At 61.9% G+C, this 12,841-nt stretch carries 13 protein-coding genes; 8 read left to right on the forward strand and 5 right to left on the reverse strand.

Translation table 11 applies throughout. The features are described 5' to 3' along the window. Positions 1–5 precede the first annotated feature (5 nt). Positions 6–245: a hypothetical protein gene (locus ACI3KQ_RS03620; RefSeq protein WP_404954876.1), complete on the reverse strand. Its 240-nt coding sequence runs from the start codon at positions 243–245 to the stop codon at positions 6–8. A 120-nt stretch (positions 246–365) separates the two neighbouring features. After that, entirely contained in the window at positions 366–965 is a 600-nt protein-coding gene (locus ACI3KQ_RS03625; protein WP_404954877.1) for an ankyrin repeat domain-containing protein, read from the reverse strand. Between the two features lie 70 nt (positions 966–1,035). Here ACI3KQ_RS03625 and ACI3KQ_RS03630 point away from each other — a divergent pair, with 70 nt between their 5' ends. From ACI3KQ_RS03630 to ACI3KQ_RS03640, 3 genes are read left to right on the forward strand one after another with little or no spacing between them, the layout of a single operon-like run. Continuing rightward, positions 1,036–1,689 carry an SCO family protein gene (locus tag ACI3KQ_RS03630; RefSeq protein ID WP_404954879.1) on the forward strand — a complete coding sequence of 218 codons (654 nt, stop codon included), beginning with the start codon at positions 1,036–1,038 and terminating at the stop codon, positions 1,687–1,689. A 3-nt stretch (positions 1,690–1,692) separates the two neighbouring features. Then, complete coding sequence (locus ACI3KQ_RS03635; RefSeq protein WP_404954882.1) at positions 1,693–2,118, forward strand: YcgN family cysteine cluster protein; 426 nt, start codon at positions 1,693–1,695, stop codon at positions 2,116–2,118. Next, entirely contained in the window at positions 2,075–2,809 is a 735-nt protein-coding gene (locus tag ACI3KQ_RS03640) for a M48 family metallopeptidase (RefSeq protein ID WP_404954885.1), read from the forward strand. The genes ACI3KQ_RS03635 and ACI3KQ_RS03640 overlap by 44 nt, the downstream gene beginning before the upstream one ends. Positions 2,810–2,817: 8 nt before the next feature. Here the strand turns inward: ACI3KQ_RS03640 and ACI3KQ_RS03645 are convergent, their stop codons facing one another. Beyond that, positions 2,818–3,624 (reverse strand): rhodanese-related sulfurtransferase, encoded by an 807-nt coding sequence (locus tag ACI3KQ_RS03645; RefSeq protein ID WP_404954887.1) that lies wholly within the window; start codon positions 3,622–3,624, stop codon positions 2,818–2,820. A gap of 64 nt (positions 3,625–3,688) precedes the next feature. Between ACI3KQ_RS03645 and pdeM the strand changes: the two genes are divergently transcribed. Further along, positions 3,689–4,348, forward strand: a complete 660-nt coding sequence (pdeM, locus tag ACI3KQ_RS03650) for a ligase-associated DNA damage response endonuclease PdeM (RefSeq protein WP_404954889.1) — start codon at positions 3,689–3,691, stop codon at positions 4,346–4,348. Between the two features lie 187 nt (positions 4,349–4,535). After that, positions 4,536–7,328 carry a TonB-dependent receptor gene (locus tag ACI3KQ_RS03655; protein ID WP_404954891.1) on the forward strand — a complete coding sequence of 931 codons (2,793 nt, stop codon included), beginning with the start codon at positions 4,536–4,538 and terminating at the stop codon, positions 7,326–7,328. Between the two features lie 59 nt (positions 7,329–7,387). Here ACI3KQ_RS03655 and ACI3KQ_RS03660 read toward each other — a convergent pair whose 3' ends face one another. After that, positions 7,388–8,068, reverse strand: coding sequence for a YggS family pyridoxal phosphate-dependent enzyme (locus ACI3KQ_RS03660; protein ID WP_404954893.1), 681 nt, complete (start codon positions 8,066–8,068; stop codon positions 7,388–7,390). A 23-nt stretch (positions 8,069–8,091) separates the two neighbouring features. On the opposite strand from ACI3KQ_RS03660, the gene ACI3KQ_RS03665 reads away from it, so the two are divergent. Further along, on the forward strand, positions 8,092–8,664 hold the full coding sequence (locus ACI3KQ_RS03665) for a thiamine phosphate synthase (protein WP_404954895.1): 573 nt from the start codon (positions 8,092–8,094) through the stop codon (positions 8,662–8,664). A gap of 73 nt (positions 8,665–8,737) precedes the next feature. Here the strand turns inward: ACI3KQ_RS03665 and ACI3KQ_RS03670 are convergent, their stop codons facing one another. Beyond that, positions 8,738–9,466: a hypothetical protein gene (locus ACI3KQ_RS03670; protein WP_404954897.1), complete on the reverse strand. Its 729-nt coding sequence runs from the start codon at positions 9,464–9,466 to the stop codon at positions 8,738–8,740. Between the two features lie 230 nt (positions 9,467–9,696). Here ACI3KQ_RS03670 and ACI3KQ_RS03675 point away from each other — a divergent pair, with 230 nt between their 5' ends. Next, positions 9,697–10,146, forward strand: coding sequence for a DUF3576 domain-containing protein (locus tag ACI3KQ_RS03675; protein WP_404954899.1), 450 nt, complete (start codon positions 9,697–9,699; stop codon positions 10,144–10,146). A gap of 87 nt (positions 10,147–10,233) precedes the next feature. Next, a complete protein-coding gene (gene leuS / locus ACI3KQ_RS03680; protein WP_404954974.1) occupies positions 10,234–12,834 on the forward strand; it encodes a leucine--tRNA ligase in 2,601 nt (866 codons plus the stop codon). Positions 12,835–12,841: the final 7 nt, after the last annotated feature.

Here is a 12,841-nt window from a genome sequence, read left to right on the forward strand (position 1 = left end):
GTGGATCAGTAGAGGCGCTTGCCCCAATATTCGTCGGCCAGGCATCGCCCAAGGGTCGACGACCCCTGCCGCGCGGCCGTGCGGGCCATATGCTTGCGAATTTCGTAGCTGCTTGATCCCAGCGATGAGCCAAAGGCGTCGATCGCCTGAGCCACAGTGTCGCGGTCACTACCGGTATAGGGTTTGAAGATGTTACCGAGCGCCTGTTCCCAGGCTTTTTCGATCTGGATGCGTTTGCCGTCCATCGCCTTCCTCGTCGCGCAACGGATACAGGCATAAGATGGTGAGACGCGGGCGCGCGGACAAGGGGTCGGAAACGATTGGCGACGGGCGACCGCCGGTCGCGCCCGTCGCTGTAGCCAATGTCAGAATACCGGGCCTTGGACGGGACCCTTGGGCGCAGCCTTGTTCGTGGCGGCGCTCAACGCTTCCTCAAGCCCGGCGGTGCGGCCGTCCCGCTTTGCATAATCGCGCGCTGACATGCCTGCCAGAGTGTCGCGCCGGTCGGGATTGGCGCCCTGGGCCACCAACAGCCGGGTCAGCCCGATATCGCGCAACTGAACTGCCCGGATCAGGGGCGTTTCACCACTATTGTTGGTCTTGTCGATCTGAGCGCCATGGGTCAGCAGCGTGCGAACGCCATCTTCAAACCGGGTCTGCACCGCATCCATCAGCGGGGTGTTGCCGTCCCTGTCGGCAATGTCGGGATTGGCGCCCTTGCCCAGCAGGAATGCGAGCCAGGTGGCGTCCCGCCGCGCGATCACCAGGTGGAGCGCGGTTTCGCCGCTGGTGACATCGCGGCTGTTGATGACCGTGGAGCCGGGTTTCTGGATCAGATCCGTCACCTTTTGGCCGTCGGCATCCTTCACGGCCTTGAGGAAATTGTAATTGTCGGAAAATTGCGCATGCGCGGCGACCGGAGAAAGCAGCGCCAGCGCCAGGGCGGCTGCGCGGCCCACGCCCATCCAATGCGAAAAACATCCTGTCATCGTCTTATAGCCCCGTTGGGATTTGCAAAATGGGGGATAGCAGGGCATGGCTGGCGGCGCCATGAACAAAGCGCTTTTACCGCTCGCCCTGTCCCTTGGCGTCCTAGTGACCGCCTGCAATATGGGGGGCGGAGATGCCTCCAACAGCAGCCAGAGCGCGCCCGGCGATCTGGCCGGGGCGCGGATCGGCGCGCCCTTTACCTTGACCAACCAGGACGGGGCGAAAGTCCGCTGGGACGATTTCAAGGGCAGCTATCGCCTGGTCTATTTCGGTTACACCTATTGTCCTGACGTCTGCCCCGTGGACTTGCAGCGCATCATGCAGGCCTTCACCCGATTTGAAAAAGCGGACCCAGCGCGGGCTGCTAAGGTCCAGCCGATCTTCATCAGTCTGGATCCCGAACGCGACACGCCAGGGGTGATCAAAACCTATGTTGCCGCTTTTCATCCGCGCCTGACGGGCCTGACCGGCAGCAAGGACGATATTGCCAAGGTGGCGAAGGATTTCGTCGTCGTCTATGGCAAGGAAGAGGCCAAGGGCACGAGCGATTATCTGGTCAGCCACAGCCGCACGCCCTATCTGTTCGGCCCGGACGGAGAACCGGTGGCGCTGGTCCCGGTGGACGATCCCGGAACGGCGGACAAGGATGAAGGAGGGCCGGACGCAGTGCTCGCTTTCCTGGAAAAATGGGTCAAGTGACAGTTGGATTTTTGGGAAAAGCCTCTTGATCAGCTGGACCGGGCACAGTGGGAAGCCTTGTGCGACGGCTGCGGCAAATGTTGCCTGCACAAGGCCGAGGATGAGGACAGCGGTCGCATCTACCCCACCAATGTGGCCTGCAAGCTGCTGGACCGCCACAGCGGGCTTTGTTCCAACTACAAGGTTCGCCGCCGCTTCGTGCCTGACTGCGTCCGCCTGACGCCGCAGAAGGTGAAGACATTGAGCTGGCTGCCGCGCACCTGCGCCTATCGGCTGCGGGAAGAGGGACAGCCATTGCCGGAATGGCATTATCTGATCAGCGGCGACAGGGAATCGGTGCATCGCGCCCGTCAGTCGGTGCGCGGTTGGACAGTGGCCGAAGCGGATGCGGGCGACTGGGAAAACCATCTTGTCGATCGCGAAATCTGACGGCGCGATCCTGGTCGATGGCGTGACGGTGCCGGTGCGGGTCCGCCGGTCGGCCAAGGCGAAAACCTACCGCCTCTCACTCGACCGGGCGCTGGGTGAATTGCGGCTGTCCCTGCCCCTTCGCGCCGACGTCAAGCGCGCGCTGGGCTGGGCGCAGGGGCATGAAGGCTGGGTTCGGACACAACTGGCTGCCCAACCCGCCTTGGTGACGCTGGACGACGGCGTGACATTTCCGTTCGAAGGGCGCGACCTGCGGATATGCTGGACGGCGGGAACGTCCCGCAGCATCCGGGTTGAGGACAACCAGCTGCTGCTCGGTGGCGCGGCTGAATCCGTGCCGCAACGGGTGGTTCGTTGGCTCAAAGCGCGGGCCAGGGCGGTGCTGGAGACCGACACGCTGGCCATGGCGCAGGATCATGGGCTGATCGTCGCGTCGGTGGGCATTGGCGACCCGCGCAGCCGCTGGGCCAGTTGTTCTGCCAGCGGCGGCATCCGTTACAGCTGGCGGCTGATCCTGTGCCCGCCGGACGTGCGCAGGGCCACCGTCGCCCATGAATTGGCGCATCTGCTGCACATGGACCACAGCCCGGCCTTTCATGCGGCCCATCAGCGTATATTGGGCGAGGACCCCCGGCCAGCGCGTGCCTGGCTGCGGGCGCATGGATCAGCGTTGCATCGTTTTACGGACTGATCGCAGAGTCAGTCGCGTGCCGGGCAGGCATGATCTTCGTCCCGGCGATGGGGAAGGCCGCAGGCGCGGCAGAGGTCATGGCTACCCGATTTCAGGCCGTGTCCCACCGCCACCCGTTCATCGAAGACATAGCATTCGCCCTGCCATCGGCTTTGGCTTTCCGGCATTTCCTCCAGATAACGCAAAATGCCGCCGCGTAGATGATAGACATCGTCAAAGCCGCGCGCGCGGACCAGTGCCGTTGATTTTTCGCAGCGAATGCCGCCGGTGCAGAACATCGCGATCTTTGGCGTCCGGCCTTCGTCCCGCAGTTTTTGCGCAAAACCATCGAACCAGGCGGGGAAGTCTCCAAAGGAACGGGTGCCTGGATCGATCGCGCCTGCGAAGCTGCCTACCGACACTTCATAAGCGTTGCGGGTGTCGATGACGACGGTGTCGGGGTCGGCGATCAAGGCATTCCACGCATCGGGATCGAGATGGTGGCCAGCCTGGTGGGCGGGGTCCAGTTCCCCTGCGCCCAGCGTCACGATCTCACGCTTCACCTTTACCTTCATGCGGGCGAAAGGCGCTTCGATCGCCGTCGCATATTTGACGTCCAGATCGACGCAGCCCGGAAATGTGCGGATATGCGCGATCAGGGCGGCGATGGCGTCTTCGCTGCCCGCGACAGTGCCGTTAATCCCTTCGGTCGCGATGATCAGCGTGCCGCAGGTCTGCAATTCGGCGCAGACAGCGCGCAATTCCCGCGCCAGTCGGTCAGGATCGGGAAAGGTGGCGAAACGGTAAAGCGCGGCGATGGTGAAGGGAGCGGGCATGTCGGCCCCATAGCCGCTCCGCCGCCCTCTTGAAAGACGCGGCGCAAGCGCGCATAGGCGGGCGATGGTTCCCCTTTCGTTCGCAGGTCACGATTTTTTGGCGCTGCCCGAAGCGGCGCTCTTTTGGCCTGCAAAGCGCGCATTATTGGTGGCCGACCTCCATTTTGAAAAGGCCAGCTGGTTCGGACGGTTCGGCCAGTTCCTGCCGCCGCACGACAGCCAGGCCACGCTAGAGCTGATCGCGGCGCTGGTGGAGCGGACCGGCGCGCAGTCGGTCTGGTCGCTGGGCGACAGCTTTCACGACGCGGATGGCCCGGCCCGGCTGCCTTCGAAAGCGCGGGCGCGGCTGGCGGCACTGACAGAACAGGTCGACTGGGTTTGGATCACGGGCAATCATGATATCGGCATGACGGCGACCCCCGGCGGGCGGCGGCTGGCGGAAGCGGAGGTGGATGGCATCTGGCTGCGGCACGAAGCCGATCCCGCCGATACGCGTCCCGAAATTTCAGGCCATTTCCATCCAAAGCTGCGGCTGTCGCTGCGCGGTCGGCATGTGTCGCGGCGCTGCTTCGTCGGATCGTCGTCCAAGCTGATTCTACCCGCTTTGGGCACGTTGACCGGGGGCCTGGATGCCGGTCATGGAGAAATCCGCCGCGCCGTGGGGCCGGGCGCGACAGCGCTGGTGCCGCTTGCCGACCGATTGCTGCGCTTTCCGCTCGCATAGCGGACCGTTACGGAAACCTGGTTTTAAACTTGTTGACTGTATCGATTGTAGAGGAGCGCTCGACTGCTGGTGAGCAATTAAGGGAAGAATGGTTTGCTTTGCTTGTCTTAGACCGTTCGTAGCTGCATAATCATACATGGGTGACGACGTGGAAATACCATGCGTTCCAGGAGAGAAAGGGTCTGTCATGAACAAGAATTTCTGGCTGCTATCGGTCGGACTGGCGGCCTTGACCGCCCCATTTTCCATCGTTCACGCACAGGAAGCAGCGGAACAGGCTGCCGTTGAAGACAATGGCGCCGTGATCATCGTCACCGCGACCCGCCGGGCCAGTCCCTTGTCGGACGTGCCGATCGCTGTGTCCGCCGTAAGCGGGCAGGCCATGCAGAATAGCGGGGCGAGCGACATTCGCAGCCTGAACCAGCTGGCCCCTTCGCTGCTGGTGTCATCTACCGGATCGGAAGCCAATGCTTCGGCCCGCGTGCGCGGCATCGGCACGGTCGGCGACAATCCGGGGCTGGAAAGCTCCGTCGCGGTATTTATCGACGGCGTATATCGCTCCCGCACTGGCGCAGGCCTTAATGAACTGGGCGAGATTGAGCGGGTCGAAGTGCTGCGCGGGCCGCAGGGAACATTGTTCGGACGCAACGCGTCGGCAGGCCTGATCAACATCATCAGCAAGGCCCCGGAATTCAAGCTGGGAGGCAAGGCTGAGGTCACTTACGGCAATTATGACTTTTGGCGGCTCGCAGGGCGCATCACCGGTCCCGTCACCGACAGCCTGGCGCTCAGCCTGGACGGCGTGTGGTCGAAGCGGGACGGCTTTTTCGACCTGGTCGACACAAATGGAGACAAGGTCGGTGAAACGAACGACCGCGACCGCTATTTTCTGCGCGGGCAGGCGCTGTTTGAACCCAATGACGCGCTCTCCATCCGCCTGATCGGGGATTATACCAACCGCGATGAAAGCTGTTGCGGCGCGGCTTATATCGAAACGCGCGAACGGCAACCGCTGCCCGGCGGCGGCTACGCCACCGCACCTTTCAATCGCATCGCCGCCATCCTGTCGGGGCAGGGCAGCGTCTTTCCATCCGATCCCTATGACCGCGACCTGACGATCACCGAAGGGCGCAACTATGTCAGCAAGGTCAAGGATTGGGGCCTGTCGGGCGAGGTCAACTATGATCTGGACGGGGTGAAGCTGACCAGCATCACGGCCTATCGCGATTATAAGAGCCAGGACTATGGCGATTATGATTATAGCGGGGCCGACCTGCTCTATCGCGATCCCGACACTTATCGCCAGTTCAAGACCTTTACCCAGGAACTGCGCGCGCAGGGATCGGCCTTCAACGACGTGCTCGATTGGTTGGTCGGCGGCTATTATGCGAATGAAAAGCTGACGCTGGAGGACAATATCGTCTTTGGCGCGGATTATGGTCGCTTTGCCGCTTGCCGCCTGATGGCGGGCGCGGCGGTCAACAGTAATTTGACCGCTCCACAACTCGCCGCCTGTGGCAGCGGGCTGGCCACGCAGGCGTTGATCACCGGGACGCAGGCGCAGCTTAATGCAGCGCTGACCCCCGCCGTCGGCGCGGGGCAAGCGGGAGCGATCTCAACCGGACTGGGCAATGGATTGCGCGCGCTGGCCGCCATCCCGTCGGGGACCGGGGATGTCGGCTCCGTCTATCGTCAGAAGAGCGAAAACTGGGCGCTGTTCACGCACAATATCATCCATATTACCAAGCAGCTCGATCTGACGCTGGGCCTGCGTTACACGCATGAGACCAAGCGTTTCTCGGCCGATCTGAACAATAATAACGCGACCTGCGCGGCGTTGCAGGCGTCCAGCCTGCCGACATTGGCGACCACTCAGGCGCTGGGATCGGCTGCAGCGCTGGCGGGCGGCATATTGACGCTTGGCTGCCTGGGTAACAGCTCGACCGGCCTTAACGCGCTGAACCTGAACGACAGGATCAGCGACGGTGAGTTTTCGGGGACAGCGGTGCTGTCCTGGAAGCCGCTGGACGAAATGCTGGTCTATGGCAGCTATTCCAAGGGGTATAAGGCAGGTGGCTATAATCTGGATCGGTTCCAGCTTGGCACCACCGGCGTCAATCCGGTTCCCGCGGTATTTTCGCCCCGCAGCAACGCCGATGTGACCAGTTTGCGATTTGCCGCTGAAAAGGTGGATTCCTTTGAAATCGGCCTGAAATATACGCAGCCGAAATGGAGCGTGAACATCGCCGCGTTCCGGCAGGAGTTCAAGAATTTCCAGTTGAATACGTTCAACGGCACCAGCTTCATCGTGCAGAATATCAACGGTTGCGAAAGCGATTTGTCCATCGCGCGAACCTGCGACAATGACGATGTCGGGCCGGGCCTTATCAGCCAGGGCGTGGAACTGGAACTGGCGGCGTCGCCGGTCCGCAATGTTCGCCTGACCGGCGGGTTCACCTATGCGCGGGCGAAGTTCGCCAACCGGCTGGTTGGCAGCGCCGACGGCAGCGTGCCGCTGGATCAGGGAAGCGACGGGCGGTCGGGTCTGGTGCTGCTGCCGGGCCAGATCAATTCGCAAGCGCCAGAGCTGGTGACGACGGTGAGCGCCGCATGGACCCCTGAACTGGGGTCGAGCGGTTTGTCGGCGCTGTTCTACATCGATGGCCGCATGACCAGCGATTTCAATACCGGTTCGGACCTGTTCCCCGAAAAGGTGCAGGATGGCTATGCGGTCTTTAACGCGCGCGTCGGTATTCGTGGGCCGCAGCAGCGTTGGGCGGTCGAGTTCTGGGGGCAGAATATCTTCAACCAGGATTATACCCAGGTAGCGTTCAGCAGCCCGCTGCAATCGAGCAGCCCCGGAACCTCCACCACCGGCCAGTTCGCGCTGACGCCGCCGTCGCCGATGGCGAACCAGTTGATCTCTGGTTATCTGGGTGAGCCAAGGACGTACGGCATCACCTTGCGCGGCAGCTTCTAACCTGCCGCGTCAGGCATCAGGCCCGCTCCGCGATCGTGCGGAGCGGGCTTTTTTGTGACTCAGGTGGTTGGGCGTTCACCGAACAGGGCCGTGCCGACGCGGATGTCGGTCGCGCCCAGCATGATTGCCGTTTCGAAATCACCTGACATGCCCATGGACAGGCGGTCCAGTCCTTCTTCCCGCGCCATCTTGGCCAGCAGGGCAAAATAGGGCGCCGGTTCGACATCGGCGGGCGGGACGCACATCAGGCCGAGCAGCGGAATGTCAGCGTCCCGCGCTGCGCGGATGAGGGCAGGGGTTTCCGCGATCGGACAACCGCCCTTTTGCTCTTCTGCACCGACATTGACCTGAATGAAGCAGGGCACCCGCTTGTCGGCGGCATCCATTGCACGGGCGAGCGCCGTCAGCAGGGAAGGGCGGTCCAGCGAGTGGATGATATCGAACAGGGCCACGGCATCGGCTGCCTTGTTCGATTGAAGCTGGCCCACAAGATGCAGCGTGATGTCGGGCGTTTCCGTTCGCAGGAGCGGCCATTTGCTCTGTGCTTCCTGCACGCGATTTTCGCCGAAGCTGCGCTGTCCCGCCATGATCAGAGGGCGGATAGCGGAGGCTTCCTGCATTTTCGATACAGCGATCAGGTTGATGTCGTTGGCGGTGCGGCCCGTCAGGCGGGCGGCGCGCTGCGCTGCGTCGCGCACGGCGTTCAGCCTTTCGGCCGCTTCGATGCTTTCAGTCGTCATGGCGGCTGCTATAGGCGAGGGTGATGACGCGCCGCCACCGCAAAAATCTGCCTTCCAATTGGCTGATGACGGATGAACGCGTCGGCAACGATGCGTTGCTGGAGGCGGTGGGAAGGTTGCCAAGGGGGCAGGCGGGGATCATTTTTCGCCATCATCGCACCCCCCGTGCGGAGCGGCGCATGCTTTTCGATCAGTTGGCGCGGATAGCGCGTCGGCGGCGGCTGATGATCCTGGTCGCGGGACCGGAAAGGCTGGCAATCGCCTGGAAAGCGGATGGGTGGCATGGGCCGACATGGGGACGGGGGAATCGCGCCCTCATCCACAGCATGGCCGCCCATGATGCGCGCGAGTTGGCTGCGGCGCAGCGTTGCGGGGCGGATCTGATTTTCCTTTCACCGCTGTTCGCCACGCAGTCGCATCCTGGCGCGCGGGCGCTGGGGCGGGTGCGCTTTGGTGCTTTGGCGCGCCTGTCGTCAGTGCCCGTAATGGCGCTGGGGGGCGTGAATGCCGGTCATCGCAGGATGTTGAAGGCGCTCGGCGCTTCGGGATGGGGCGCGATTGATGGGCTGGTCTGCCGTGGTCGCGGGATAAGCTGAGACTGCAATAAGTACCGCAAGCCTAGCGCGAGATCAGAAATGTAGGAAATCGGGCCGATGCAGCGTCAGCGGATCAGAATTTGAAGACCGTACCCAGATAGACGGCCTGATTATCCTGCCGATCATCGGTCATCGGCGTCAACCGACCGATCACGCTGTTGTTATAACGCAGCCCGGCGGTCACGTTCAGGTTGCGCGTCAGCGAATAGGAGCTGGCCAGATCCAGCGAATAATCCTTTTCCGCAGCCGGATTGCGAACGGCTTCGCCCGGTTCACGGCGGTTTTCGATCATCACCTTGGTGCTGAACCGGGTCTTATGTTCCTGATCCAGCGAGAAATTCTTTGCACCGGCAACCTGATCCAGCGCAACCGGGTCCAGTTCCTTGCGGCCCATCGTTTCGGGCAAGGCGAATTTGCGCCAATTATGTGCGGTATTGAGGCTGAACGCCACGGGAGCGATGTTGAGCGAATCAAGCGTACGGCTGACTGTGACGCGATCATCGTCGCCTGCACGCACCATCACAGTGATCGACCGCTGGCCGCTGAGCGAGCCGCTGGTCGGGGTGAAACGAAAACTCTGCCGACCAGCCGAAGCGGCAATCCTGGCATAAGCGGCAGCGAGTCGCGGATCCTTCGTCGTGGGTGTGAACGAAGAAATGCTGCCAAGTGCACCGAGGGAGACAGGCGTGTTGGCGCGCATGCGCACAATGTCCGTCGCTGCGCCAATGGCGGGGGACAGCATAAAGCCAGCCACGGCGATCGCCGAGCCTGCCAATGCAATATATCCCCTATTCACACGCATGACGCGAATCTCTTCCCCACCGACCTTTTTGAAGTTCTACACGCGAAACGTCCCGATAGGTAGTGCGTGCGGCCTTTTTGTGCAATCTGTTGCAAGGAACACACAGGCGTCCCGCGCGCAGCCCGTTCTACCGAAGAAGGATGCCAGCGGCCCCCCTTGCCCCCCCTTGCCCATTGCCGCCGGTCCTCTATAGAAGCTGGGCGTTTTTCTTCAGATATGGGACATTCCTGATGGTCCGCCGCCTTCCTGCCTCTCTATCCGCCGGTCTGCTGCTGGCCGCACTTCTGCCGCTTGCCGCCTGTGGCGGTGGATCGAAGGAAAGGCCAAAGGCCGATCTTGCCGCGGCCAAGATCACGACGATCGGGGTCAACAGCTATTTGTGGCGCGCGACCCTGGACACGATTTCTTTCATGCCGCTGGTCCAGACGGATTCGAACGGCGGGGTGATCGTCACCGACTGGTACGCCAATCCCAACAGCCCCAATGAGCGCATGAAGCTGACAGTATCGATCCTGGACCAGGACCTGCGGGCCGATGCGCTGCGCGTGGCCGCCAGCCGTCAGGTCAGCCAGGGCGGCCAGTGGGTCGATGCGCCGGTACAGGCCGCTACCGTCCAGAAGCTGGAAGAGATCATCCTGACCAAGGCCCGCGACCTGCGCCGTATGGCGATCACGGGATAAGCTATTCCTTTTATTCCAATTTCTTGAACAACCGGGGGCTGGGCTTGGAAGAGCTCAGCCCGCATGCATTTTGAGGACGTGATACAGATGCAAAGGCGCTTCAACCCGCTTGAGGCCGATGCCCGCTGGCAGGCCGTTTGGGACGAGAAGCAGACGTTCAAGGCGTCGGACACGAGCGATAAGCCGCGTTCCTATGTGCTGGAGATGTTCCCCTATCCGTCCGGGCGCATCCATATCGGCCATGTGCGCAACTATTCGATGGGCGACGTGCTGGCGCGCTTTCGCCGGATGACCGGGCATGAAGTGCTGCATCCGATGGGTTGGGACGCGTTCGGCATGCCGGCGGAAAATGCCGCCATGGAAAAGAAGGTGCATCCGGGCGACTGGACCCGATCCAACATCGCGACGATGCGGGCGCAGCTGAAGAAGCTGGGCTTTGCGCTGGACTGGAGCCGGGAACTGGCGACCTGCGAGCCAGATTATTATGGGCAGGAGCAGGCGCTGTTCCTTGACATGATGGAAGCGGGGCTGGTTTACCGGAAGGAAAGCGCGGTCAATTGGGACCCGGTCGATATGACCGTGCTGGCCAATGAGCAGGTGATCGATGGCAAGGGTTGGCGTTCGGGTGCGCTGGTCGAGAAGCGGAAGCTTAGCCAATGGTTCCTGAAGATCACGCAATTTGCCGACGATTTGCTGGGGGGTCTCAAGACGCTGGATCAGTGGCCCGAGAAGGTGCGGTTGATGCAGGAGAATTGGATCGGCAAGTCGGTCGGTCTGCAATTCCGCTTCAAGCTGGATGAGGCTGTGGATGGTATCGGGGAACTGGAGGTCTTTTCGACCCGGCCCGATACGATCTTCGGGGCGAGCTTTGCGGCGATTGCGGCGGATCATCCGATTGCATTGGCGCTGGAGGCGAAGGATGCGGGTCTGGCTGCGTTCGCTGAGGAATGCCGTCATAGCGGCACTGCTGCGGCGGAGATCGAGACGCAGGAGAAGAAGGGTTATGACACCGGGCGGTCGGTGATCCATCCCTTTACCGGCCGCAAGCTGCCGCTGTTCGTCGCGAATTTCGTGCTGATGGAATATGGCACGGGTGCCGTGATGGCGGTGCCGGGGCATGACCAGCGCGACCTGGATTTCGCGCGCAAATATATGCTGTCCGTCGAGCGCGTGGTCGCAGCTGAGGGTGACGAGGACAAGGGCATCGGCGACGAGGCTTATGCCGGGCCGGGCAAGCTGGTAAATTCCGATTTCCTCAACGGCATGAGTGTCGAGGATGCCAAGGCCGAAATCATCCGCCGCGCCGAAGAGGGCGGTTGGGGGACCGGCACGACCGTGTTCCGCCTGCGCGACTGGGGCGTGTCGCGCCAGCGTTATTGGGGGACGCCGATCCCGGTCATCCATTGCGATGATTGCGGCGTGGTGGGCGTGCCCAAGGCGCAGTTGCCGGTGGTGCTGCCGGAGGATGTCAGCTTCGACATTCCGGGCAATCCGCTCGACCGCCATCCGACCTGGAAACATGTCGATTGCCCGAAGTGCGGCAAGGCCGCGCGGCGTGAGACCGATACGCTGGATACTTTTGCGGATTCAAGCTGGTATTTCATCCGCTTTGCGAGCCAGCCCAAGGACAAGCCGTTCGACCGGGAAACGGTCGAGAAGTGGCTGCCGGTGGGACAATATATTGGCGGCGTGGAACATGCGATCCTGCACCTGCTCTATGCGCGATTCTGGACGCGCGCGCTCCAGCATATGGGGCAGATCGGTTTTGCCGAGCCGTTCACCGGCCTGTTCACGCAGGGGATGGTGACGCACGAGACTTATAAACTTCCGAATGTCGTCAGAGCGATGACTGAGGAGGAGTTCAAAGCCTTTTGGCCGAACGATCAGTACGATCCTAAGACAGAAATGACGGAAATTGGTCCGTGGCTTGCGCCCTCCGAGATAGAGAAACGAGGCGATAAGGTTTTCGAAGCGGCAACCGGACGTGAAGCTATTCTCGGCCGCGTTGAGAAAATGTCCAAGTCCAAGAAGAATGTTGTCGATCCCGATGACATCATCGCCCAATATGGCGCGGATGCGGTGCGCTGGTTCATGCTGTCCGACAGCCCGCCGGAGCGCGACCTGCCCTGGACCGAAAGCGGCATTGAAGGGTCGTGGCGCTTCATCAACCGGCTGTGGAGGCTGTTTGGAGAGGCGGACAAGGCGGCCGAAGGTGAAGACAAGGCTCTGGACCGCAAGCTGCACCAGACGATTGACGGCATTGCCAAGGATATCGAGGCGCTGTCCTTCAACAAGGCGGTGGCGAAGATCTATGAGCTGACCAATGCTATCGAGAAGGCCAAGCCTTCGGCGAGCCGTAGCGCGGCGATCCGGGCGCTGGCATTGCTGGTCGCGCCGATGACGCCGCATCTGGCCGAGGAAGCATGGGCGGACATGGGCGAGCAGGGTCTGGTAGCGGATGCCGCTTGGCCGGAAGTGGATCCGGCGCTGCTGGTCGAGGATGAGGTTACCATCGCCTGCCAGGTCATGGGCAAGCTGCGCGATACCATCACGGTTCCCAAGGGAACGAGCAAGGATGAGCTGGAACGCCTCGCCCTCGCTGCGCCCAATGTGGTTCGCATCCTCGACGGCGCCACGCCCAAAAAGGTGATTGTGGTGCCGGATCGTCTGGTGAATCTGGTGATCTAAAGCATCG

Origin of the sequence: Sphingobium sp. ZW T5_29 (assembly GCF_044987515.1) — a bacterium.
Lineage (GTDB): Bacteria > Pseudomonadota > Alphaproteobacteria > Sphingomonadales > Sphingomonadaceae > Sphingobium.

What these genes read in the sequence shown, in the direction of transcription:
- ACI3KQ_RS03620 (WP_404954876.1), bottom strand. Translation starts at nt 245, where the DNA reads ATGGACGGCAAACGCATCCAGATCGAAAAAGCCTGGGAACAGGCGCTC.
- ACI3KQ_RS03625 (WP_404954877.1), bottom strand. Translation starts at nt 965, where the DNA reads ATGGGCGTGGGCCGCGCAGCCGCCCTGGCGCTGGCGCTGCTTTCTCCG.
- ACI3KQ_RS03630 (WP_404954879.1), top strand. Translation starts at nt 1,036, where the DNA reads ATGGCTGGCGGCGCCATGAACAAAGCGCTTTTACCGCTCGCCCTGTCC.
- ACI3KQ_RS03640 (WP_404954885.1), top strand. Translation starts at nt 2,075, where the DNA reads ATGCGGGCGACTGGGAAAACCATCTTGTCGATCGCGAAATCTGACGGC.
- ACI3KQ_RS03645 (WP_404954887.1), bottom strand. Translation starts at nt 3,624, where the DNA reads ATGCCCGCTCCCTTCACCATCGCCGCGCTTTACCGTTTCGCCACCTTT.
- pdeM (WP_404954889.1), top strand. Translation starts at nt 3,689, where the DNA reads ATGGTTCCCCTTTCGTTCGCAGGTCACGATTTTTTGGCGCTGCCCGAA.
- ACI3KQ_RS03655 (WP_404954891.1), top strand. Translation starts at nt 4,536, where the DNA reads ATGAACAAGAATTTCTGGCTGCTATCGGTCGGACTGGCGGCCTTGACC.
- ACI3KQ_RS03660 (WP_404954893.1), bottom strand. Translation starts at nt 8,068, where the DNA reads ATGACGACTGAAAGCATCGAAGCGGCCGAAAGGCTGAACGCCGTGCGC.
- ACI3KQ_RS03665 (WP_404954895.1), top strand. Translation starts at nt 8,092, where the DNA reads ATGACGCGCCGCCACCGCAAAAATCTGCCTTCCAATTGGCTGATGACG.
- ACI3KQ_RS03670 (WP_404954897.1), bottom strand. Translation starts at nt 9,466, where the DNA reads ATGCGTGTGAATAGGGGATATATTGCATTGGCAGGCTCGGCGATCGCC.
- ACI3KQ_RS03675 (WP_404954899.1), top strand. Translation starts at nt 9,697, where the DNA reads ATGGTCCGCCGCCTTCCTGCCTCTCTATCCGCCGGTCTGCTGCTGGCC.
- leuS (WP_404954974.1), top strand. Translation starts at nt 10,234, where the DNA reads ATGCAAAGGCGCTTCAACCCGCTTGAGGCCGATGCCCGCTGGCAGGCC.